Origin of the sequence: Streptomyces sp. NBC_00683, from assembly GCF_036226745.1 — a bacterium.
GTDB lineage: Bacteria > Actinomycetota > Actinomycetes > Streptomycetales > Streptomycetaceae > Streptomyces.
This window is the reverse complement of sequence record NZ_CP109013.1, coordinates 5,698,297-5,718,827: the sequence shown is the minus strand read 5'-3', so window position 1 is coordinate 5,718,827 and position 20,531 is coordinate 5,698,297. Positions and strand designations below refer to the sequence as shown.

The following is a 20,531-nucleotide window of genomic DNA, read 5'->3' as shown; positions in this document are numbered from 1 at the left end:
CGGTCCTGGATCAGCCCCCCGCGGGGTTGGCCGGATCCTGCTGGTCGGTGGGCAGTTCGGCTCCGGGGAGCCCCAACAGCCCACGCACCTGCGCATATTTCGCTGTCAGCCGGGTACGCGTCGCCGGTTCCAGGACCGCGAGGCGGTCCGGATCGGCGTTGTGCGCCAGGTCCGACTCCTTGATCAGCAGCGCGCCGGGGGTGGCGAGAATCCGCCCGGTGTACGCGGAGAGGTCCTCGCCGTCCCGCTTGGTGACGGCGAGGACCATTTCTTTGACCTGCTGCGGAAGCGGGGCCTCGTCCAGCCACTGCCGGGACAGCGCGCCGTCCTCGACGGCGTCGTGCAGCCAGGCGGCGGCGATCTGCTCGTCGCTCCCGCCCCGGATCCGTACGCCCTCGGCCACCGCGGCGAGGTGCTCGACGTAGGGGCGTCCCGCCTTGTCGGTCTGGGTGCGATGGGCCTCGCGAGCGGTCGACTCGACCTCGGTCAGGGTCAGATGCGGGGTCGGCATGCGCCGACTGTACGCCGCCGGGAGCCGCGGTTCGACGGGTCCATAGTTGCAGCGTCAATCGTTCGGTAAACTAATTACTGACGATTCCTTGACGCTCTCTTGACCTAACGAAGGATCAGGCTCATCGGACACGCAGACACGCTCATCGCCATGGGCGGCGCCTTCCTGGCCGCCGCCGTCCTCGCCCGCGTCGGCGGCCGGATCGGACTGCCGACCATTCCCCTGTTCATCCTCGCCGGGATCCTGCTCGGCCCGCACACACCGGGTGTCGTCCTCGTCGACGACCCCCACGAGCTGGAGATGCTCTCCGCGCTCGGCCTGGTGCTGCTGCTCTTCTACCTGGGCCTGGAGTTCCACCTCGACGACCTCAAGGCGGGCGGGCGCAAGATGGCGCTCGCCGGCGGCACGTACCTCGCGCTGAACGTCGGCGCCGGGCTCGGCTTCGGCTTCGCGCTCGGCTGGGGAACTTCCGAGGCGCTCGTCCTCGCCGGTGTGCTCGGGATCTCGTCCTCGGCGATCGTCACCAAGGTCCTGGTGGACCTCGGGCGCATCGGCAACGCCGAGACCAAGCCGATCCTGGGCATCATCGTCGTCGAGGACGTCTTCCTCGCCCTGTACCTGGCCGCGCTCCAGCCCATCCTCTCCGGCGCCGACAGCCTCTCCGCCGCGGCAGCCGACGGGGGCAAGGCGTTCGGCTTCCTGCTGCTCCTCGCGCTGGCCGCTCGCTTCGGCACCAAGGTCGTCTCCCGGCTCTTCGACACCAAGGACGACGAACTCCTCGTCATCTCCTTCCTCGGCGCCGCAGTCTTCGTCGCGGGCGTCTCCGAGTGGTTCGGGGTGGCCGACGCGATCGGCGCGTTCATGGTCGGCCTGATGCTCGGCAGCACCGCGTCGGGCCCGCGCATCCTCAAGCTCGTCCACCCGCTGCGGGACGCCTTCGGCGCCATCTTCTTCTTCGCGTTCGGCCTCTCGATCGACCCGGGCGACCTGCCGAGCGTCCTGTGGCCGGTACTCGCCGCGGTCGCGGTGACCATGGTGATGAACGTGCTGGCGGGACTGGCCGCCGCCAGGATCTACGCCTTCGGACCCCAGGCAACCGCGAACATCTCGACCACCCTGCTGGCCCGCGGCGAGTTCGCCCTGATTCTCGCGACCATGGCGGCGGGCGCGGGACTGGACGAACGGCTCTCCCCGTTCATCGCCGGTTATGTGCTCCTGCTCGCGGTCCTGGCTCCGCTGGCGGCCGGCCGCTCGGACTGGCTGGCCCGCTTCCTGCCCGGAGGCCCGGCGAAGGACCAGGAGACCGAGAAGACCGCGGTGCCGGCCTGACCGCCGCGTACGGGTACGGGGAGCAGCGTCTCCGTGCCCGTACCGCCGTCGGGAGATCCACGTCCGGGTGAAAGGGGGTGGCCGCGTTGACGGTTGTACCTTTTCAGGTGCTTCCGTACGGTTCAGGCCCGACGGGACAGAAGCAGCAGCGCACGGTCGTCGTTGACGTCCTTCGCGCAGGCCTCGATGAGGTGCCAGGCCGCGCCGTCGAAGCCCGTGGCGACATAGCGGTCGGCCTCGCCGGTCAGCCGGTCGATGCCCTCGGCCATGTCCCGGTCGGACGCCTCCACCAGACCGTCGGTGAAGAGCATCAGCACATCACCGGGCGCCAACGAGCCCTTCACCGCGTCGAACTGGGCCCCGTCGTACACACCCAGCAGCGGCCCCTCCGCGGCCTTCTCCTCCCACTGGCCGCTGCCCGCGTGCAGTTGCAGTGCCGGCGGGTGGCCGGCGGACAGGAGTTCGTAGTCGCCCGACTCCAGGTCCAGGACCAGATGGATCGACGTGGCGAAACCCTCGTCCCAGTCCTGGCGCAGGAGGTAGCCGTTGGCCGCGGGCAGGAAGCCGTGCGGGGGCAGGGAGCCGAGAAGGCCGCCGAAGGCGCCGGACAGCAGCAGGGCCCGGGAGCCCGCGTCCATGCCCTTGCCGGACACGTCCGTGAGGACGGCTTCCAGGGTGCGCCCGCCGTTGGTACGGGCCGCGACGACGAAGTCGCCGGAGAAGGACTGGCCGCCGGCCGGGCGCAGCGCCATCTCGCGGTGCCAGCCCTGGGGCAGCAGGGGCAGGGCGCTCTGGACCCGGATCCTCTCGCGGAGGTCGAAGAGCATCGTGCCGCCGCGCCTCCACGGCACTCCGACTCTCGCCCGGAACTGGGCGAGGACCAGCCCGAAGAAGCCGCAGGCGGCGACGACCAGGACGGTGCCCGGAGTGACCCCGGCCGGTTCCTTCATGTACGGGCCGAGGCTGAGCGACTCCACGATGAGGGCGGTGGCCGCGGCCGCGTACAGGCTCAGCAGGCTGGCCGGCCGGAGCAGCAGACCGCCGGCGACGATGGGCAGCGCCAGCGCGGCAGGTGAGAACCACACGGGGTTCAGCAGAGTGGCGCAGGTGATCGCCGGGATGATGAGCAGGAGGCCGACGAGCGCGATCCAGTCGGAGCCGTCACCGCGGAAGTAGTCGACGCCTGACTTGCGCAGCGCGATGCGCGCCCGGTGGGCCGATCTTCGCCACCGGGCCGGGTACGCGTCTACTCCTCTGCGACGGGCCATTGCCGGGACCCTATCCACCCGACAGCCTCCGGTGCAGGGGGACCCCTGTGACAATGCGTTCGAAATCGGTCCGACCCGGTCCGGTGCGCGCACTCCGGGGGCGCTCCGGAGTCGCTTTGTCCTCAATCGAGTTGTCCTCAATCGCGGGACGGACCGGATGCGCTCGCGGCCGGACCGGACGCGCCCTTCTGACAGGACGGGCACCAGAAGAGGTTGCGGGCCGCGAGGTCCGCGGTGCGGATCCCGGTGCCGCAGATGTGGCAGGCCTGCCTGGCCCGCCGGTAGACGTAGACCTCGCCGCCGTGGTCGTCGACGCGCGGTGGGCGGCCCATCGCCTCGGGCAGGTGCTCGGGGCGGACCGTGTCGATCCGGTTGTTCCGTACGCCCTCGCGCATCAGCTCGCCGAGGTCGGACCAGATCGCGTCCCACTCCCTGCGCGTGAGGTCCTTGCCGAGGCGGTACGGGTCGATGCCGTGCCGGAAGAGGACCTCGGCGCGGTAGACGTTGCCGACGCCCGCGACGACCTTCTGGTCCATCAGCAGGGCGGCGACGGTGACGCGGCTCCGGGAGATCCGCTGCCAGGCCCGCTCGCCGTCCTCGCCGGTGCGCAGCGGGTCCGGGCCGAGCCGGTCGTGTATCGCCCGCTTCTCGGGTTCGGTGATCAGGGCGCACGTGGTGGGGCCGCGCAGGTCGGCGTAGTGGGCGTCGTTGACCAGGCGGAGCCGGACCGTGTCGGTGGGCGGCGGCGCCGGAGTCGTACCGAAGCCGAGCTTGCCGAAGAGCCCGAGGTGGATGTGGACCCAGCCGGGCCCGTCGAAGCTCCGCCTGTCGGAGCCGTGCCCGTCGGAGCCGTGACCGCCGAAGCCCAGGAAGAGGTGCTTCCCGTGCGCGTCCACGCCGGTGAGGGTCCGGCCGTCCAGCAGGGCCGCACTCTCGGAGAACTTGCCCTGCGGGCTGCTCACCCGCACCGGACCGCCCTCGAACCGCTCACGGTGGTCCGCGGCGAGGCGGTGGATCGTATGCCCCTCGGGCACGGCGGATCTCCTCGGTGACACGACTGTGCCGCCGGGTACGGATCCCGGCGGCACAGTGGAGCGGGTGCGGGCGGTTCAGCCCTGCTGCGGGTGGTGGGCCGGGATCGGGGGGAGCTCGCCGGTCGCCTCGTACGCCGAGAGCATCTCGATGCGCCGGGTGTGACGCTCCTCGCCCGAGTACGGGGTGCCGAGGAAGATCTCGACGAACTTGGTGGACTCCTCCGTCGTGTGCATCCGGCCGCCGATGGCCACCACGTTGGCGTCGTTGTGCTCACGGCCGAGCGCGGCGGTCTGCTCGCTCCAGGCGAGTGCGGCGCGGACGCCCTTGACCTTGTTGGCGGCGATCTGCTCGCCGTTGCCGGAGCCGCCGATGACGATGCCGAGGCTGCCCTTGTCCGCTGCGGTCCGCTCGGCGGCACGCAGGCAGAACGGCGGGTAGTCGTCCTGGGCGTCATAGATGTGGGGACCACAGTCGACGGCCTCGTGGCCCTGGGCCGTGAGCCACTCGACGAGGTGGTTCTTGAGTTCGTAGCCGGCATGGTCGGAGCCGAGGTACACGCGCATGGTGCGAAGTGTGGCACGGACCGGGCGGGGTAGCCGTCAGCGGGGTCGGGACCCACCGGGCGGTCCGGGGGTCCGGGTCCGGCCTCGGGACCTGTGGGCAATGCCACTCGGGCAACGATCCGGTCAACGATCCGGAAGAGGGGGTTCCCCTTCCGGTGTCATTCGGGCTTGAATGCGTGGCCTTGCCTTCGCACCACCCCCGCTGAGGCAGGACCGACCCACGCGATCAGAAAACGTAAGGATTCGATCCATGACGTCGCAGACGACTCTGGCCGAGCCGGGCCAACAGCCCGAAGGGCCGGACAAGCCGGACTCCACGGACGGGCTTCAGGCCGGTCTCAAGAACCGTCATCTCTCGATGATCGCCATCGGTGGCGTGATCGGCGCGGGCCTCTTCGTAGGCTCCGGCGCCGGTATCGCCGCCGCCGGACCGGCCATTCTCCTGTCGTACGCGCTCGTCGGCCTGATGGTCGTCTTCGTCATGCGGATGCTCGGCGAGATGGCCGTCGCCCGGCCCAGCTCCGGCTCCTTCTCCGCCTACGCGGACCGCGCCCTGGGCCGCTGGGCAGGCTTCTCGATCGGCTGGCTGTACTGGTTCTTCTGGGTCGTGGTGCTCGCCGTCGAGGCCACGGCGGGTGCCAAGATCCTGGAGAGCTGGATCCCCGGCGTTCCGCAGTGGGCCTGGGCCCTGATCGTCATGGTGGTACTCACCGCGACCAACTTGGTGTCCGTCGGCTCCTACGGTGAGTTCGAGTTCTGGTTCGCCGGGATCAAGGTCGTCGCGATCGGCGCCTTCGTCGTCGTCGGCATGCTCGCCGTCTTCGGCCTGCTGCCGGGCTCGGACAACGCCGGTTCGGGACTCGCCCACCTCACGGACACCGGCGGGTTCTTCCCCGAAGGGCCGGGCGCCATCCTCACGGGTGTGCTGATGGTTGTCTTCTCCTTCATGGGCAGCGAGATCGTTACCCTGGCCGCCGGTGAGTCGGAGGACCCGCAGCGCGCCGTCTCCAAGGCGACCAACAGCGTGATCTGGCGTATCGCCATCTTCTACCTGGGCTCGATCTTCATCGTCCTGACGCTGCTGCCGTGGAACGACCCGTCGATCGTCAAGGACGGCTCGTACGTCGCCGCGCTGAACGCCATCGGCATTCCGCACGCCGGCCAGGTCATGGACGTCATCGTGCTGACGGCCGTGCTGTCCTGCCTCAACTCCGGCCTCTACACGGCCTCGCGGATGGGCTTCTCGCTCGGCCAGCGGGGCGACGCCCCGAAGTCCTTCGCCCGCGTGAACAAGCGGGGCGTGCCGCAGGTGGCGATCCTCTCGTCCGTCGTGTTCGGTTTCGTGGCCGTCTTCTTCAACTACCAGTGGCCCGACACGGTGTTCCAGTTCCTGCTGAACTCCTCCGGCGCCATCGCCCTGTTCGTCTGGCTGGTGATCTGCTTCACCCAGCTGCGGATGCGCGGCATCATCCTGCGCGAGTCGCCCGAGAAGCTCGTCGTACGGATGTGGCTCTTCCCGTATCTGACCTGGGCGACGATCGCGATGATCTCGTTCGTCCTGGTCTACATGCTGACCGACGACGCCGGGCGTGAGCAGGTGCTGCTCTCGCTGCTGGTCGCGGCGCTGGTCGTGGCCGTCTCGCTGGTACGTGAGGCGCGCAGCCGCAAGGCGGCGGCCCCGGTCGAGTAGTCGGCACGGACACCTGCCGGCAGGTGTCGGGTTCACCGGGGAGGCCCTCCTTCGCCACGCGTCAGCGAGCGAACGGGGGGCCTCCCTCGTTGCTGCTCGCTCCGGGCGACGGTACGGACGTGGCGGCCGTACGGGCGCCGTGCGCCGAGGTCACCGGTGAACCGGGGCCGTACCGAGGGGCCGCTCACCGGACTTCCCCTTCGGCGGCAGGGTCCGTACCGGAGACTCCCGCGGCCCCGGGTACACGAGAGGCCCGTCGGCCGTACTGCTGTCGCAGTACGGCCGACGGGCCTCTTCGGTAGGCCTACGGCATCAGCCGCGACGCCCGATGAGCTTCCAGGACGCGGGCAGCGCGCCCATGGCCAGCGCCGCCTTGAGGGCGTCACCGATCAGGAACGGCGTGAGGCCCGCGGCGACGGCGGCGCTCATCGACATCCCGGTGGAGAGCGCCAGGTAGGGCACGCCGACCGCGTAGATGATCACGGAGCCGGCCACCATCGTGCCCGCGGTGCGCAGCACCGAGCGGTCGCCGCCGCGGCGGGCGAGGCCGCCGACGACCGTGGCGGCGAGCAGCATGCCCAGCACATAGCCGAACGAGGCACCGCCGGCTCCGGAGCTGCCCCCGGCGAACCACGGCATGCCGGCCATCCCGATGAGCGCGTACAGCGCGAGGGAGAGGAAGCCGCGACGGGCGCCGAGGGCGGTGCCGATGAGCAGCGCGGCGAAGGTCTGGCCGGTGACGGGAACCGGGGAGCCGGGGACGGGGACGGCTATCTGGGCCGCGATGCCGGTGAGGGCGGCGCCGCCGAGGACCAGCGCGGTGTCCACGGCGTAGCGGTGCCGGGCTGCGGGCAGCAGGTCGGCGAGGACCGCTCCGGAACGGATGGGGGCGGCAGCAGTGCTCATCGGGGACTCCGCAGGTGAGGGCAACATGACAGGTGGGGACAGACTGATGGTGACGTTAGCCGACGGAATATCACTCGATCATCAGCAGCCGCCCACAAAGCGGTGGTTGAGGAGTTAGTCGGGTTCAAACAAAGGGCGTCACACAATCACCTATGGGCGTGATGCTTGTCACTGAGGCCGGGGCATGTGCGGCACCCCGTACAGGAGGGGCCGGTGGACCGTGAGACTGTAGGTTCCCCATAAATGATCCGAGAGTGACCCGCACCTCATGCACGACGCCCCTCCCCCCACGCCCTCCCCCCTGCCGCCGGAGCCCCTGGCCCACGGCCTGAAGCAGCGCCACCTGACCATGCTCGGGCTGGGCGGAGTGATCGGCGCCGGGCTGTTCGTCGGCTCGGGCGCCGGGATCGCCGTCGCGGGCCCCGCCATCGTCGTCTCGTACCTGATCGCGGGCGCGCTCGCGATGCTGGTGATGCGGATGCTCGGCGAGATGTCCGCGGCGATGCCCGCGTCCGGTTCCTTCTCCGTCCATGCGGAACGCGCGCTGGGCCGCTGGGCGGGCTTCAGTGTGGGCTGGCTGTACTGGTTCCTGCTGGTGGTCGTACTCGCCGTGGAGGCGACGGCCGCCGCGCAGATCGCTCACGGGTGGGTACCCGCGGTGGATCAGTGGCTCTGGGTGCTGGTGTTCATGGTGGTGTTCACCGTGGCCAATCTGACGGCTGTGAAGAACTTCGGCGAGTTCGAGTTCTGGTTCGCCGCGCTGAAGGTGACGGCCATCGTGGCCTTCCTGGTGCTCGGGCTGCTGGCCGTCTTCGGCATCCTCCCGGACACCGCTCCGGTCGGGATGACCAATCTCACCGGACAGGGCGGCTTCCTGCCGAACGGCTGGGACGGGGTCGTCTCCGGCGTGCTCACCGTGGTCTTCGCCTTCGGCGGGCTGGAGGTCGTGACGATCGCCGCCGCCGAGACCGACGATCCGGCGCGCGCGGTGGGCCGTGCGGTGCGCAGCGCGATGGTGCGCGTCCTCTTCTTCTACGTCGGTTCGATGCTGGTCATCGTGACGGTGCTGCCGTGGACCGCCCAGCAGGCGGGGCTCAGCCCGTACGTGAAGGTTCTGGACGCGATCGGGGTGCCGTCGGCCGGGCAGATCATGAACATCGTGGTCTTCGTGGCGCTGCTCTCGGCGCTCAACGCCAACCTGTACGGGGCTTCCCGGATGGTCTTCTCGCTGGCCGAGCGCGGCGAGGCCCCTCGCGGGCTGCTCAAGGTCTCGGGGGGCGGCGGGGGCGGGGTGCCGCGGCGGGCCGTGCTGGCCTCGGTCGCCTTCGGCTTCGTCTCCGTACTGCTCAATCTGAAGTGGCCCGACACGGTCTTCCTCTACCTGCTCAACTCGGTCGGTGCGGTCCTGCTGTTCGTCTGGGCCCTGATCGCCGCCTCGCAGCTGCGCCTGCGCCGGCGCATCGAGCGTGAGGCGCCCCGGGGCCTGACCCTGAAGATGTGGTGCTTCCCCTATCTGACCTGGCTGACCCTGGCCGGCCTGCTGGGCGTCCTGCTGCTGATGCTCACCGATGACGCGGCGCGCTCCCAGGTCCTGTGGTCGGCGGGTGCCACCGGGCTGGTGCTGCTCGTGGCAGGTGTGCGGGAGTTCCGGACGCGCAGGGCCTGACCCGGGGTCAGCACGTGCCCGGGTGTGCACCATGTGTGAGCCCGGTGACCGTATAGCGGACAACGGTTCCTTGTGGACGGGCAGCATGTCCAGACTGTGGGCCGTCCCCTGTCCCACCCAGCGAACAGAGCCTGCCGATGTCCCGGACTTCCGCGCCGCCCCCCACGGACACCACGCCCACCGTCGACTCCGCGCTCACCCACGGGCTCAAGCAGCGCCATCTGTCGATGATCGCCCTGGGCGGTGTCATCGGCGCCGGCCTGTTCGTCGGCTCCGGCGCCGGGATCGCCGCCGCCGGTCCGTCGATCGTCATCGCCTACGGCATCTCCGGCCTGCTGGTCATGTTCGTGATGCGGATGCTCGGCGAGATGTCGGCCGCCAATCCGGCGTCGGGTTCGTTCTCCGTGCACGCCGACCGGGCGATCGGACCGTGGGCGGGCTTCACCGCCGGGTGGTCCTTCTGGGTGCTGCTCTGCGTCGCCGTCGGTCTGGAGGGCATCGGCGCCGCGAAGATCGTCACGGGCTGGCTGCCCGGCACGCCGGAGTGGGCCTGGGTCGCCCTGTTCATGCTGGTCTTCCTCGGCACGAACCTCGCCGCCGTGAAGAACTTCGGCGAGTTCGAATTCTGGTTCGCAGCGCTCAAGGTCGTCGCGATCACGCTCTTCCTCGTGCTCGGCGTACTCGCGCTCCTCGGCGTGCTGCCCGGCACGGACTCCCCCGGCGCGTCAAACCTCACCGGAGACGGCGGGCTCCTGCCGAACGGCTCCGACGGATTCATCATCGGACTGCTCGCGTCCGTCTTCGCGTACGGCGGTCTGGAGACCGTCACCATCGCCGCGGCCGAGTCCGAGAACCCGGTGCAGGGTGTCGCCAAGGCCGTGCGCACGGCGATGTGGCGGATCGCGGTCTTCTACGTCGGTTCGATGGCGGTTATCGTCGCCCTCGTCCCGTGGGACGACCCGGCGGTCGCCGAGGTCGGCCCGTTCTACGCGGCGCTCGACCACCTCGGCATCAGCGGCGCCGCGGAGATCATGAACGTGGTCATCCTCATCGCCCTGCTCTCCGCGATGAACGCCAACATCTACGGCGCCTCCCGCATGGCCTGCTCGCTCGTCGCCCGCGGCCAGGGCCCGAAGCGCCTCGGCACGATCTCCTCGGGCGTGCCGCGCAACGCCGTGCTCGTCTCCTCCGTGTTCGGCTTCCTGTGCGTGCTGCTCAGCTACTGGCGTCCCGATGACGTCTTCCCGTGGCTGCTCAACATGATCGGCGCGGTGATCCTGGTCGTCTGGATCTTCATCGCCGTCTCCCAGCTGATCCTGCGCAGCCGGATGGAGCGCGAGGCACCCGAGAAGCTCGTCGTGCGCATGTGGCTCTTCCCGGTCCTCACGATCGTGGCGCTGCTCGCCATGGCCGGCATCTTCTTCCTGATGCTGCGTCAGCCCGACACGCGTGACCAACTGCTGGCGACCGGCGCGCTGACCGCGGTGCTGATCGTGACCGGTCTGATCCGGCAGAAGCGGGCGGGGCGCGAACCGCGCGCCTGAATATCCCGTGCACACCGCACGGGTCTTCTGGGAGAGTGCCCGCATGAGCCGCCTCCCCGCCGATCCCACAGTGCTCCACCCGATGCCCGGCCAGCCCCGGGTGGTGCAGCTGAAGCCCCTGGTCACCTCGGCTCTCATCGAGGTCGGCGAGTACTCGTACTACGACGACCCCGATGACGCGACCGCCTTCGAGACCCGCAACGTGCTGTACCACTACGGTCCCGAGAAGCTCGTCATCGGCAGGTTCTGCGCGCTGGGGACCGGGGTGCGGTTCATCATGAACGGCGCCAACCACCGCATGGACGGCCCGTCGACGTTCCCGTTCCCCACCCTGGGCGGCTCCTGGGCCGACCACTTCGACCTGCTGGCCGGTCTGCCGGGCCGGGGCGACACGGTGGTCGGGCACGATGTGTGGTTCGGCTACCGGGCGACGGTGATGCCGGGCGTACGGATCGGGAACGGCGCGATCATCGCCGCGGACGCCGTGGTCACGGCCGATGTCCCGGACTACGGGATCGTCGGCGGCAACCCGGCGAAGCTGATCCGTACCCGGTACGACGACGCGGACATCGCCCGGCTGCTCGCCGTCGCCTGGTGGGACTGGCCCGCCGAGCACATCACCGAGCATGTCCGCACGATCATGTCGGGCAGCATCGACGACCTGGAGGCGGCCGCACCCGGGGGCTCCGCTCAGCCGGGCGACTGAGCTGCGACGAGCACGTCTCCGGCCTCCGTACGGAAATAGAGCACCGACCGGCCCGACCGGCGGCGGCCGGCCAGGCCCGCGTCGAGCAGGACCCTCAGATGACGGCCCACCGATCCCAGCCCCTGGCCGGTCAGCGCCACCAGCTGCGTCGTGCTCCTGGGACTGTCGAGCAGGACGAGGACACCGGCCCGCGCCGGCCCGAGCAGCCGGCCGAGGCTGTCGGGAACCAGAGGCCGGTCCACGTCCGACAGCGTGCCCGAACTGGGGTACACCACGGCGTACCTTTGCGCCGCGGCGTCCCAGGAGACCCAGCCCTGGCGGGGCGTGACCGGGACGAACATCAGGCGTACGCCGGTGAGTTCGCGCGGCGGATAGTCACGCGGGTTGACCTGGAGCCGGCTCCCGCCCAGCCAGCGCATGCCCGGATTCATCGCGTCCAGCGCAGCGGCCCAGCCGCCCTGGCTCAGCTGTGCCGCCCGCGCCACGATGTCCGCCTCGAGGATCCGGCGGCGACGCGGCCAGTCAGGCAGCACGATCCGCTCCCACACCCACTCCAACAGGTCCGCCGCTCGCTCCGGCAGGTCAGGACGGTTCAGCAGTTCCGGGAGCGGGCCGCCCCTCGACATCTCCAGATCGGCACGGGCTTCGGCGGGCGGTGTCTCACGGACGCGCGCGAGGTTCTGGGCGAACGTGCCCTCACCAGTGGGTGTGGGGGTGAGGAAGTCCGCGTTCCAGTGGCCGCCGAGACCGATCCGTACCAGCTCCGCGGTGACCGGGTCGTCGGCGAGCCGCTGCCGGTAGGCAGGCCGGTGCGTGTCGAACCACGCGCGTTCGGCCGGGTTCGTCGCCGCCCCGCACTCCAGTGCCTGGAGGACCGCGGTGGCCTCGGCCAGTTCCGACACGACGAATCTGCCGGCGGCCAGCGTGTCCGCGTTGACCTGCCACCAGCCCATGGTTTCGCCTCCCGGCGAAACAGTAACGGCCGTGCGGAGACGTCACCAAGACTCCCCGGCATGCTCACCTACCGGGAAGTGTTCCGGGTCCCGCAGTTCGGGCCCCTCTTCGCGACCGGTGCCCTGCAGGGCGCCGCCTCGACGACGAGCGGGCTGGCGCTCGGCACCCTCGTCTACACCGCGACCGGATCGCCGCTGCTCGCCGCCCTCTCCATGTTCGGCTCCTCGCTCGCCCAGCTGATCGGCGCGGCCCTGCTGATGTCCGCGGCCGACCGGCTGCCGCCGCGCGGCGCGCTGAGCGGTGCGGCGCTCGCCTTCGGCATCGGGACCGCCGTCCTGGCCGTCCCCGGGCTGCCGCTCCCCGCGGTCTTCGCAGTCGTCCTCGGCGAGGGGCTGGTGGCAGCGGTGATCGGCGGTGTGCGGTACGGGCTGCTCAACGAGATCCTGCCCAAGGACGCCTTCCTGCTGGGGCGTTCCGTGCTCAACGTGTGCTCAGGCACGATGCAGATCTGCGGGTACGCGGTCGGCGGCGTCCTGGTTGCCGTGCTGTCCCCGCGCGGCACGCTGCTCATCGCGGCGGTCCTGTATCTGGCCGGCGCCGCCACCGCCCGGTTCGGCCTCGCCCGGCGTCCGCCCAGGGCCACCGGCAGGCCGTCGGTCGGCGAGACATGGCGGACCAACAAGGTCCTGCTGTCGTCCGCACCCCGGCGCCGCGTGTACCTCACGCTCTGGTTGCCCAACGGGCTGATCGTCGGCTGCGAATCGCTCTTCGTCCCCTACATGCCGGATCACGCGGGACTGCTCTTCGCCTTCGCGGCCCTCGGGATGCTCATCGGGGACACCGTGACGGGCCGGTTCATCCCGTTGCGGTGGAGGGGTCAACTGGCCACTCCCCTGCTCCTGCTGCTCGCGGCGCCCTATGTAATGTTCGCGTTTCGGCCCGCGCTCCCCCTGGCCCTGGCACTCGCCGCCCTCGCCTCGGCCGGGTTCTCGGCGAGCCTGCTGCTCCAGGAGCGCCTGATGGCGATGACACCGGATGCGATGACCGGCCAGGCCCTCGGCCTGCACTCCTCGGGGATGCTCGCCATGCAGGGCGTCGCGGCCGCGCTCGCCGGCACCCTCGCCCAGCAGACCTCCACCGCGACGGCGATCGCCCTGATGGCGGCGGCTTCCGTCGCGGTCACCGCGGCCCTGGCACCGGGGCTGCGGCGGGATCGCGGGGCACCGGCCGGTCACGTCCCCGTGGAGGCGTGACGCCCGGGGGATCAGCCGAGTCCGATGCGGAGCAAGGGCAGTTCGCGCCCCGGGATCGAACCCGACGGGGTCGCGCCGATGCGGACCGCCCCCATGGCCACGTAGAACGGCTCGGCGTTCGGGTCGGCGTCGATGGTAAGCGCCGCGAATCCGAGCCGGCGGGCCTGCGCCATCGTGTGTTCGAACAGCGTCCTGCCCACACCTCGGCCGATCGTGTCCGGCTCCACGAACATCATGCCGAGGGCTCCCCTGGGAGGCTCCCCGTCGAGGGTGGTGAACCCCAGGATGCGCCCGTCCTCCTCGGCGACCTCGGTCCGTCGGGGGCCCATATCGGCGGGGCGGACGGTGAGTTCGTCACGGCAGGGGGCGAGGAACTCCTCGTCGTAACCCCAGTGCCCCTTCGACCGCAGCGCCAGCTCGGTCAGTGCCGCGGCTTCCTCGGGGCGGCCCTTTCGAACCTTCATCCGGCACCGCCTCCCGTTCCGCTCCATCGGTGTCCGACGCCCTCCGACGACCCTACCCACGTCCGTACATGAGGCGGCAAGCCTCTGTCCGCCCTGTTGTAACCCCTCGTGGCTTTGGTGGTTCCTTCGCACGATCCGGCCCGTACGAGGAGCTCGCATGTCCCAGCACCCGAGACGCCGTTCGATCCTCCTGGCCACGGCCGCGGTGTCGGCCGCCGCCGCGACCCCCGCCGTCGCGTCGTCCGGCTCCGGACGCCCCCGCGGGCCCGTCGTCATCGGCCACCGCGGCGCCGCCGGCTGGCGGCCCGAACACACCGCCGCCGCCTACACCTTCGGGGTGCGGGCCGGAGCCGACTGGATCGAGCCCGACCTCGTCCCGACGAAGGATCACGTCCTGGTCGTGCGCCACGAGAACGAGATCTCCGGCACGACGGATGTGGCCGGGCACCCGGAGTTCGCCGGCCGCCGCACCACGAAGACGGTCGACGGCAGGGCCGTCACCGGCTGGTTCACCGAGGACTTCACCCTGGCGGAGCTGAAGACGCTGCGCGCCGTGGAGCGGCTGCCGCTGATCCGTAACCGCAATACGGTCTTCGACGGCCGCGAGCAGATCATGACGTTCCAGGAGGTCGTCGATCTGGCCCGCACCCTGTCCAGGGAGCACCGCCGCCGGATCGCGGTCTTCCCCGAGACGAAGCACCCGACGTACTTCCGCTCGATCGGCCTGCCGCTGGAGCCGGAGCTGATACGGGTGATCCGGCGCAACCGCCTCACCGCCCGCGACTGCGTCGTCCAGTCCTTCGAGCCGTCCAGCCTGCACCGGGTGGCCGAGGCCCGGCTCGGCCTCCCGCTCTGGCAGGCGCTGGGCACGAGCGGTGGCCCGTACGGCCACCCGGTCACGTACAAGGAGATGATGACGCCGGCCGGGCTGCGCGAGATCGCCTCGTACGCGCAGTGGATCGGCCCGGACAAGTCCTCGCTCGTCCCGCCGCTGACCCTGCTGGCCGATGCCCACGCGGCGGGGCTGAAGGTCGGCGCGTACACCTTCCGCGCGGAGAACCAGTACCTCCCTGCCCAGTACCGGAGGGGCGCCGCGCCCAACGACTTCGGGGACGCGTTCGCCGAGTACGCCTTCCACTTCGGGCAGGGCGTGGACGCGGTCGTCACCGACTTCCCGGACCTGGCCGCGGCCGCACGCGGCGGTTCCGGGTCCTAGGACCAGGGGCTGATCACTTTCGGACCCTCCTCCTGCTAGCCTGCAATTGCGAACGACTTGCAATAACAACAGGACAGCAGTTGGAGGGTTCGAACCTATGGCCACGTACACGCTCCCGGAACTCCCGTACGACTACGCGGCGCTCGAACCGGTCATCAACCCGCAGATCATCGAGCTCCACCACGACAAGCACCACGCCGCGTACGTGAAGGGCGCGAACGACACCCTGGAGCAGCTGGAAGAGGCCCGCGACAAGGAGGCCTGGGGCGCGATCAACGGCCTCCAGAAGAACCTCGCGTTCCATCTCTCCGGCCACATCCTGCACTCGATCTACTGGCACAACATGACCGGCGACGGCGGCGGCGAGCCCCTCGCGGCGGACGGTGTCGGCGACCTCGCCGACGCGATCGCCGAGTCCTTCGGCTCGTACGCCGGCTTCAAGTCCCAGCTGACGAAGGCCGCGGCCACCACGCAGGGCTCCGGCTGGGGCGTCCTCGCCTACGAGCCGGTCAGCGGCCGGCTGATCGTCGAGCAGGTCTACGACCACCAGGGCAACGTCGGCCAGGGCTCGGTCCCGATCCTGGTCTTCGACGCCTGGGAGCACGCCTTCTACCTCCAGTACAAGAACCAGAAGGTCGACTTCATCGAGGCGATGTGGCGCGTCGTCAACTGGCAGGACGTGGCGAAGCGGTACGCGGCCGCCAAGGAGCGCGCGGACGTGCTCATGCTCGCCCCCTGACGGTCCTCAGACGTCCTGCCTCGTGATCGTCTTCTCAACCTTCACCCGGCAGGCGGATCAAAGAGGAACCCCCGCGAGGACATGACTCGCGGGGGTTCTTCCATGGGGCCGTGCGGGGTCGTGCGGGTACGTCAGTCGAAGGACGGGCCCTGCGTACGGGTCCGCTTGATCTCGTAGAAGCCGGGGACCGACGCGACCAGCAGCGTGCCGTCCCACAGCTTCGCCGCGTCCTCGCCCTTCGGGGCCGGGGTCACGACCGGGCCGAAGAAGGCGATCTGCTCGCCGTCGGCGCCGGGCACCGCGATGACCGGAGTGCCGACGTCCTGGCCGACCTTCTCGATGCCCTCCTTGTGGGAGGCGCGCAACTCCTTGTCGTACGTGTCCGAGTCCGCGTACTCCGCGAGCTCCACCGGCAGGCCGACATCTTCGAGGGCGCCCACGACGGCCTCGCGGGTCGGGCCCTCGCCCTTGTTGTGGAAGCGGGTACCGAGCGCGGTGTAAAGGGGGCCGACGACGGCGTCGCCGTGCTTCTGCTGGGCGGCGACGACGACCCGGACGGGGCCCCACGCCTTGGTCGCCAGCATCTCCCGGTACTCCTCGGGCAGCTCGTCCAGCCTGTCCTCGTTGAGCACGGCCAGGCTCATCACATGCCAGCGGACCTCGACGTCGCGGACCTTCTCCACTTCCAGCATCCAGCGTGAGGTCATCCAGGCCCAGGGGCAGAGCGGGTCGAACCAGAAGTCCGCCGGGGTCCTGCCGTTCGACGTGCTGTTCTCGGGCATGTCTCTCCTCATGAGGTCGTCTCGCACCTGGGTTCCAGAACGCCACGGGGCACTCCGGCCATTCCCGGGTGCCGGGGTCTTCGGCCGCATGCGAGGATCAAAGCTGTTCGAAAGAGACACAAAGGAGTGTTCCGTGCCCGGTGAGAACCTGTCCCGCGACGAGGCCCGTGAGCGGGCCGAGCTGCTGACCGTCGACGGTTACGAGGTCGCCCTCGACCTGCGTTCCGCCGTCGGTGAGCCCGACGGGAGCGCCGGTCCGCGCACGTTCCGCTCGCTGACCACGATCCGCTTCCGCGCCGCGCGTGCGGGGGCCTCGACCTTCGCCGACCTGGTGGCCCCGGCCGTGAGCGCGGTGACGCTGAACGGGAAGGCCCTGGACCCGGCGGCCGTCTTCGACGGCACCCGGATCGCGCTGGACGGCCTCGTCGAGGGCGAGAACGTCCTGGTGGTCGACGCGCAGTGCGCGTACAGCCGGACCGGCGAGGGCATGCACCGCTTCGTCGACCCGGAGGACGGCGAGGTCTACCTCTACACGCAGTACGAGCCGGCCGACGCCCGGCGCGTCTTCGCGAACTTCGAACAGCCCGACCTGAAGGCGCCCTACCGCTTCGAGGTGAAGGCACCCGAGGGCTGGACGGTCCGGTCCAACGGCGCCGAGGAGTTCCACGAGGGCGAGGAGTGGCGCTTCGCCGAGACGAAGCCCATCTCGACGTACATCACGGTGGTCGTCGCGGGTCCGTACCACTGCGAGAGCGACCTCTACACCCGCACGTTCGACGACGGTTCGAAGCTGGAGATCCCGCTCGGCGCGATGTGCCGCAAGGGGCTCGCGCGGCACTTCGACGCGGACGACATCTTCCTGATCACCAAGCAGGGACTGGACTTCTTCCACGACCACTTCGACTACCCGTACCCGTTCGGGAAGTACGACCAGGCGTTCGTGCCCGAGTACAACCTCGGCGCCATGGAGAACCCGGGCTGCGTCACCTTCCGCGAGGAGTACATCTACCGCGGCAAGGTCACCTCGGCGTCCTACGAACGCCGCGCCAACGTCATCCTGCACGAGATGGCGCACATGTGGTTCGGCGACCTGGTCACCATGCAGTGGTGGGACGACCTGTGGCTGAAGGAGTCCTTCGCCGACTTCATGGGGTCCCTCTCGATGGTGGAGGCCACCCGCTTCACCAACGGCTGGATCACCTTCGCCAACAACCGCAAGTCCTGGGCGTACCGCGCCGACCAGCTGCCGTCCACGCACCCGATCACGGCCGACATCCGTGACCTGGAGGACGCCAAGCTGAACTTCGACGGCATCACGTACGCCAAGGGCGCCTCGGTGCTCAAGCAGCTGGTGGCGTACGTGGGACGGGACGCGTTCCTGGAGGGTGCGCGCCGGTACTTCAAGCAGCACGCGTACGGCAACACGCAGCTGGGCGACCTGCTCTCGGTGCTCGCCGAGACGTCCGGGCGCGACATGACGTCCTGGTCCCGGTCCTGGCTGCAGACGGCGGGCGTCAACGTCCTGACGCCGGCGGTGACGTACGACACCGCGGACCGGATCACGGAGCTGGTGGTGCTCCAGGGGGCCGCCGCCTCCCACCCGGAGCTGCGCCCGCACCGGGTCGCGGTGGGCCTGTACCGCCGCACCCCCGAGGGTGACCTGGTGCGGTACGCGCGTGCCGAGGTGGATGTCGCCGGGCCGCACACCGTGGTCACGGAGCTGGCCGGGGCCGAGAAGCCCGACCTCGTCCTGGTCAACGACGACGACCTCACCTACTGCAAGGTCCGCTTCGACGAGGGATCCCTCGCCACCCTGCGGGACCACCTGGGCGACATCACCGACCCGCTGGCCCGCGCGCTGTGCTGGTCCGCGCTGTGGAACCTGACCCGGGACGCACTGCTGCCCGCTCGCGACTTCGTCTCCCTGGTCCTGGCGTTCGCCGGCCGGGAGTCGGACATCGGCGTGCTCCAGATGCTGCACGCCTGGGCCCAGTCCGCGCTCGTGCACTACGCCGCGCCGGCGTGGCGCGAGGAGGGCGGCCGGGCGCTGGCCGAGGGCGCGCTGCGGGAGCTGCGCCTCGCGGAGCCGGGTGGTCAGCACCAGCTGACCTGGGCGCGGTTCTTCGCGGCGGTCGCCACCTCGGAGGCGGACTTCCAGCTGCTGACGGGCCTGCTGGACGGCACGGCCGTGATCGAGGGCCTGGATGTCGACCAGGAGCTGCGCTGGGCCTTCCTGTCGCCGCTGGCTTCGCACGGGGTGGCCAACGAGCCGGCCATCGACGCCGAACTGACCCGCGACGACACGGCGTCCGGCAAGCGCCACCACGTGCGGTGCCTGGCGTCGCGCCCCTCGGACGCGGTCAAGGCCCAGGCGTGGGCGGCGGTCGTGGAGTCGGACAAGCTGTCCAACGCGCTCGCCGGGGCGACGATCGCGGGCTTCGTGCAGCCCTCGCAGCGCGAGCTGCTGGCGCCGTACACGGCCTCGTACTTCGAGGCGATCGAACGGGTGTGGGCCGAGCGGTCCATCCAGATCGGCATGGATGTCGTCAAGGGCCTGTTCCCGGGGCTGCAGGACGACCCCGCGACGCTGGCGGCGACGGACGCGTGGCTGACCTCCCGCCCGGACGCGGCCCCGGCGCTGCGGCGGCTGGTCCTGGAGGCCCGGGACGACCTGGCGCGGGCGCTGCGCGGCCAGGAGTGCGACGCCGCGGTCTGATCGGTGACCCGGCCGCCCCGTACATCCGTGCGGGGCGGCCGTCGCACAATCCCCGGCGTGCCCGCTCTTTTCGGCAGTCGAACTGCCGTACTTTAGGACGGCGTTGTCCCGAAATGCCGACGGCCTTGTAACAGAGGTTGGTGCTCCTGAGAGGTGCGGGAACCTCCGGGGCATGACCCAGAACACCCCGCTGTCCCCCCGTCCCCTTCACGATGTGCGGCAACGCGTGCAGTCCGCCGCGCAGTTGCGCGCCCAGGGTGTGTCCGCCGCCCAGACCGCCGCGCAGTGCCTGCCGGGCGGGCCGTGGCAGCAGTTGCTGCCCGGCGTGTACCTCCTGCACCCGGGCCCGCCCACGAGCCAGGAGCGCGTGCACGGCGCCCTGTTGTACGCCGGCCGGCCACCGGTCTCCGCGCGGCGGACGGTGCCGGCCCAGTCCGGGCCGGGGTACGGCGAGGCGATGGTCACCGGGCTGGCGGCGCTGGCCCTGCACGGCTTCGCGTCGGCCCCGCCGATGATCGCTCTCCACCGGATCGATGTGCTGGTGCCACGCACGAGGCGGCTGCGCTCCACCCGGTTCGTCGATGTGAAGCGGGCGGCCTCGCTGCCCGCGCCCGACCGGCGGCTCGGAGTGCCCGTGGCCCCGGTGGAGCGGGCCCTGGCGGATGCGGTGGCCGGGCTCACGGATGCTCCCACGGTGCGCCGGATGCTGACGGAGGCGGTCCGCGAAGGGCACTGCGAACCCGCCACGGTCGTACGGGAGTTGAGTGCGGCCAAGCTGCTGGGCAGGCCCCATGTGGTGGAGGCCGTCGACGCGCTGCTCATGGAGGGCAGGGCGGTGGCGGAGGACCGGCTGTACGAGATGGTGCGCAGCTACGGTCTGCCGGAGCCGGTGTGGAACGTGGATCTGTACCTGCGGGGCGGCACGTTCCTGGGCGGGGTGGACGCGTACTGGCCGGACCAGGCCGTCGCGCTCGAACTCGGCACCCGCAGCCCCCGCCAGGAGCACATCACGTACACCGCGGAACGGGAGCACCTGGAGGGGCTCGGGGTGACCGTCGTCCGCGTCACGGCGAAGAAGCTGCGCGAGAGGATGGCGCAGCAGGCGGTGGTGGTGCGTACGGCCCTGATGGCGGCGGACGACCGTGAACCGGCCGCGTACGTGGTGGTCCTGCCGCGATGAGCGGAATAT

18 protein-coding genes are annotated in these 20,531 nt (G+C 70.5%); 10 read left to right on the top strand and 8 right to left on the bottom strand.

The window, feature by feature from the left end; translation table 11 throughout:
- Nucleotides 1–10: 10 nt before the first annotated feature.
- Nucleotides 11–511, bottom strand: coding sequence for an HD domain-containing protein (locus tag OG257_RS25480; RefSeq protein ID WP_329211085.1), 501 nt, complete (start codon nt 509–511; stop codon nt 11–13).
- 150 nt (nt 512–661) lie between these two features.
- On the opposite strand from OG257_RS25480, the gene OG257_RS25475 reads away from it, so the two are divergent.
- Nucleotides 662–1,840: a cation:proton antiporter gene (locus OG257_RS25475; RefSeq protein ID WP_329211083.1), complete on the top strand. Its 1,179-nt coding sequence runs from the start codon at nt 662–664 to the stop codon at nt 1,838–1,840.
- A gap of 122 nt (nt 1,841–1,962) precedes the next feature.
- Here the strand turns inward: OG257_RS25475 and OG257_RS25470 are convergent, their stop codons facing one another.
- The 3 genes from OG257_RS25470 to OG257_RS25460 all read right to left on the bottom strand — a co-directional run bounded on the left by OG257_RS25470 (nt 1,963) and on the right by OG257_RS25460 (nt 4,706).
- Nucleotides 1,963–3,108: a PP2C family protein-serine/threonine phosphatase gene (locus tag OG257_RS25470; RefSeq protein ID WP_329211081.1), complete on the bottom strand. Its 1,146-nt coding sequence runs from the start codon at nt 3,106–3,108 to the stop codon at nt 1,963–1,965.
- Between the two features lie 137 nt (nt 3,109–3,245).
- Nucleotides 3,246–4,142 (bottom strand): Fpg/Nei family DNA glycosylase, encoded by an 897-nt coding sequence (locus tag OG257_RS25465; protein WP_329211079.1) that lies wholly within the window; start codon nt 4,140–4,142, stop codon nt 3,246–3,248.
- A 75-nt stretch (nt 4,143–4,217) separates the two neighbouring features.
- The gene (locus OG257_RS25460) at nt 4,218–4,706 is read right to left on the bottom strand and encodes a ribose-5-phosphate isomerase (protein WP_329211077.1); all 489 of its coding nucleotides are present in this window, start codon (nt 4,704–4,706) and stop codon (nt 4,218–4,220) included.
- 250 nt (nt 4,707–4,956) lie between these two features.
- Between OG257_RS25460 and OG257_RS25455 the strand changes: the two genes are divergently transcribed.
- Nucleotides 4,957–6,396, top strand: a complete 1,440-nt coding sequence (locus OG257_RS25455; RefSeq protein WP_329211075.1) for an amino acid permease — start codon at nt 4,957–4,959, stop codon at nt 6,394–6,396.
- 312 nt (nt 6,397–6,708) lie between these two features.
- On the opposite strand, the gene OG257_RS25450 is transcribed toward OG257_RS25455, so the two are convergent.
- Complete coding sequence (locus OG257_RS25450; RefSeq protein WP_329211073.1) at nt 6,709–7,302, bottom strand: biotin transporter BioY; 594 nt, start codon at nt 7,300–7,302, stop codon at nt 6,709–6,711.
- 268 nt (nt 7,303–7,570) lie between these two features.
- Between OG257_RS25450 and OG257_RS25445 the strand changes: the two genes are divergently transcribed.
- From OG257_RS25445 to OG257_RS25435, 3 genes are all read left to right on the top strand, one after another.
- The gene (locus tag OG257_RS25445; RefSeq protein ID WP_329211071.1) at nt 7,571–8,968 is read left to right on the top strand and encodes an amino acid permease; all 1,398 of its coding nucleotides are present in this window, start codon (nt 7,571–7,573) and stop codon (nt 8,966–8,968) included.
- A gap of 137 nt (nt 8,969–9,105) precedes the next feature.
- Nucleotides 9,106–10,512, top strand: a complete 1,407-nt coding sequence (locus tag OG257_RS25440) for an amino acid permease (RefSeq protein ID WP_329211070.1) — start codon at nt 9,106–9,108, stop codon at nt 10,510–10,512.
- Between the two features lie 43 nt (nt 10,513–10,555).
- The gene (locus OG257_RS25435) at nt 10,556–11,218 is read left to right on the top strand and encodes a CatB-related O-acetyltransferase (RefSeq protein ID WP_329211068.1); all 663 of its coding nucleotides are present in this window, start codon (nt 10,556–10,558) and stop codon (nt 11,216–11,218) included.
- On the opposite strand, the gene OG257_RS25430 is transcribed toward OG257_RS25435, so the two are convergent.
- Nucleotides 11,203–12,171 carry an ArsR/SmtB family transcription factor gene (locus tag OG257_RS25430; RefSeq protein WP_329211066.1) on the bottom strand — a complete coding sequence of 323 codons (969 nt, stop codon included), beginning with the start codon at nt 12,169–12,171 and terminating at the stop codon, nt 11,203–11,205. The two genes, OG257_RS25435 and OG257_RS25430, sit on opposite strands and share 16 nt — an antisense overlap.
- 60 nt (nt 12,172–12,231) lie before the next feature.
- Here OG257_RS25430 and OG257_RS25425 point away from each other — a divergent pair, with 60 nt between their 5' ends.
- Entirely contained in the window at nt 12,232–13,425 is a 1,194-nt protein-coding gene (locus OG257_RS25425) for an MFS transporter (RefSeq protein WP_329211064.1), read from the top strand.
- An 11-nt stretch (nt 13,426–13,436) separates the two neighbouring features.
- Here the strand turns inward: OG257_RS25425 and OG257_RS25420 are convergent, their stop codons facing one another.
- Nucleotides 13,437–13,889 carry a GNAT family N-acetyltransferase gene (locus tag OG257_RS25420; protein WP_329211062.1) on the bottom strand — a complete coding sequence of 151 codons (453 nt, stop codon included), beginning with the start codon at nt 13,887–13,889 and terminating at the stop codon, nt 13,437–13,439.
- A 157-nt stretch (nt 13,890–14,046) separates the two neighbouring features.
- Here OG257_RS25420 and OG257_RS25415 point away from each other — a divergent pair, with 157 nt between their 5' ends.
- Both OG257_RS25415 and OG257_RS25410 read left to right on the top strand, forming a co-directional pair.
- Complete coding sequence (locus OG257_RS25415; RefSeq protein ID WP_329211061.1) at nt 14,047–15,105, top strand: glycerophosphodiester phosphodiesterase family protein; 1,059 nt, start codon at nt 14,047–14,049, stop codon at nt 15,103–15,105.
- Nucleotides 15,106–15,202: 97 nt separating this feature from the next.
- Complete coding sequence (locus OG257_RS25410; RefSeq protein ID WP_329211059.1) at nt 15,203–15,844, top strand: superoxide dismutase; 642 nt, start codon at nt 15,203–15,205, stop codon at nt 15,842–15,844.
- A gap of 131 nt (nt 15,845–15,975) precedes the next feature.
- On the opposite strand, the gene OG257_RS25405 is transcribed toward OG257_RS25410, so the two are convergent.
- Nucleotides 15,976–16,626 (bottom strand): mycothiol-dependent nitroreductase Rv2466c family protein, encoded by a 651-nt coding sequence (locus OG257_RS25405; protein WP_329211057.1) that lies wholly within the window; start codon nt 16,624–16,626, stop codon nt 15,976–15,978.
- Between the two features lie 133 nt (nt 16,627–16,759).
- Here OG257_RS25405 and pepN point away from each other — a divergent pair, with 133 nt between their 5' ends.
- On the top strand, nt 16,760–19,342 hold the full coding sequence (gene pepN / locus OG257_RS25400) for an aminopeptidase N (RefSeq protein ID WP_329211055.1): 2,583 nt from the start codon (nt 16,760–16,762) through the stop codon (nt 19,340–19,342).
- Nucleotides 19,343–19,514: 172 nt separating this feature from the next.
- Nucleotides 19,515–20,522 carry a hypothetical protein gene (locus OG257_RS25395; RefSeq protein ID WP_329211053.1) on the top strand — a complete coding sequence of 336 codons (1,008 nt, stop codon included), beginning with the start codon at nt 19,515–19,517 and terminating at the stop codon, nt 20,520–20,522.
- The last annotated feature ends 9 nt before the right edge of the window (nt 20,523–20,531 follow it).

Bases quoted from the DNA above. Each gene is read 5' to 3' on its own strand.
- OG257_RS25480 (WP_329211085.1), bottom strand. From the start codon at position 511: ATGCCGACCCCGCATCTGACCCTGACCGAGGTCGAGTCGACCGCTCGC.
- OG257_RS25475 (WP_329211083.1), top strand. From the start codon at position 662: ATGGGCGGCGCCTTCCTGGCCGCCGCCGTCCTCGCCCGCGTCGGCGGC.
- OG257_RS25470 (WP_329211081.1), bottom strand. From the start codon at position 3,108: ATGGCCCGTCGCAGAGGAGTAGACGCGTACCCGGCCCGGTGGCGAAGA.
- OG257_RS25460 (WP_329211077.1), bottom strand. From the start codon at position 4,706: ATGCGCGTGTACCTCGGCTCCGACCATGCCGGCTACGAACTCAAGAAC.
- OG257_RS25455 (WP_329211075.1), top strand. From the start codon at position 4,957: ATGACGTCGCAGACGACTCTGGCCGAGCCGGGCCAACAGCCCGAAGGG.
- OG257_RS25450 (WP_329211073.1), bottom strand. From the start codon at position 7,302: ATGAGCACTGCTGCCGCCCCCATCCGTTCCGGAGCGGTCCTCGCCGAC.
- OG257_RS25445 (WP_329211071.1), top strand. From the start codon at position 7,571: ATGCACGACGCCCCTCCCCCCACGCCCTCCCCCCTGCCGCCGGAGCCC.
- OG257_RS25440 (WP_329211070.1), top strand. From the start codon at position 9,106: ATGTCCCGGACTTCCGCGCCGCCCCCCACGGACACCACGCCCACCGTC.
- OG257_RS25435 (WP_329211068.1), top strand. From the start codon at position 10,556: ATGAGCCGCCTCCCCGCCGATCCCACAGTGCTCCACCCGATGCCCGGC.
- OG257_RS25430 (WP_329211066.1), bottom strand. From the start codon at position 12,171: ATGGGCTGGTGGCAGGTCAACGCGGACACGCTGGCCGCCGGCAGATTC.
- OG257_RS25425 (WP_329211064.1), top strand. From the start codon at position 12,232: ATGCTCACCTACCGGGAAGTGTTCCGGGTCCCGCAGTTCGGGCCCCTC.
- OG257_RS25420 (WP_329211062.1), bottom strand. From the start codon at position 13,889: ATGAAGGTTCGAAAGGGCCGCCCCGAGGAAGCCGCGGCACTGACCGAG.
- OG257_RS25415 (WP_329211061.1), top strand. From the start codon at position 14,047: ATGTCCCAGCACCCGAGACGCCGTTCGATCCTCCTGGCCACGGCCGCG.
- OG257_RS25410 (WP_329211059.1), top strand. From the start codon at position 15,203: ATGGCCACGTACACGCTCCCGGAACTCCCGTACGACTACGCGGCGCTC.
- OG257_RS25405 (WP_329211057.1), bottom strand. From the start codon at position 16,626: ATGCCCGAGAACAGCACGTCGAACGGCAGGACCCCGGCGGACTTCTGG.
- OG257_RS25395 (WP_329211053.1), top strand. From the start codon at position 19,515: ATGACCCAGAACACCCCGCTGTCCCCCCGTCCCCTTCACGATGTGCGG.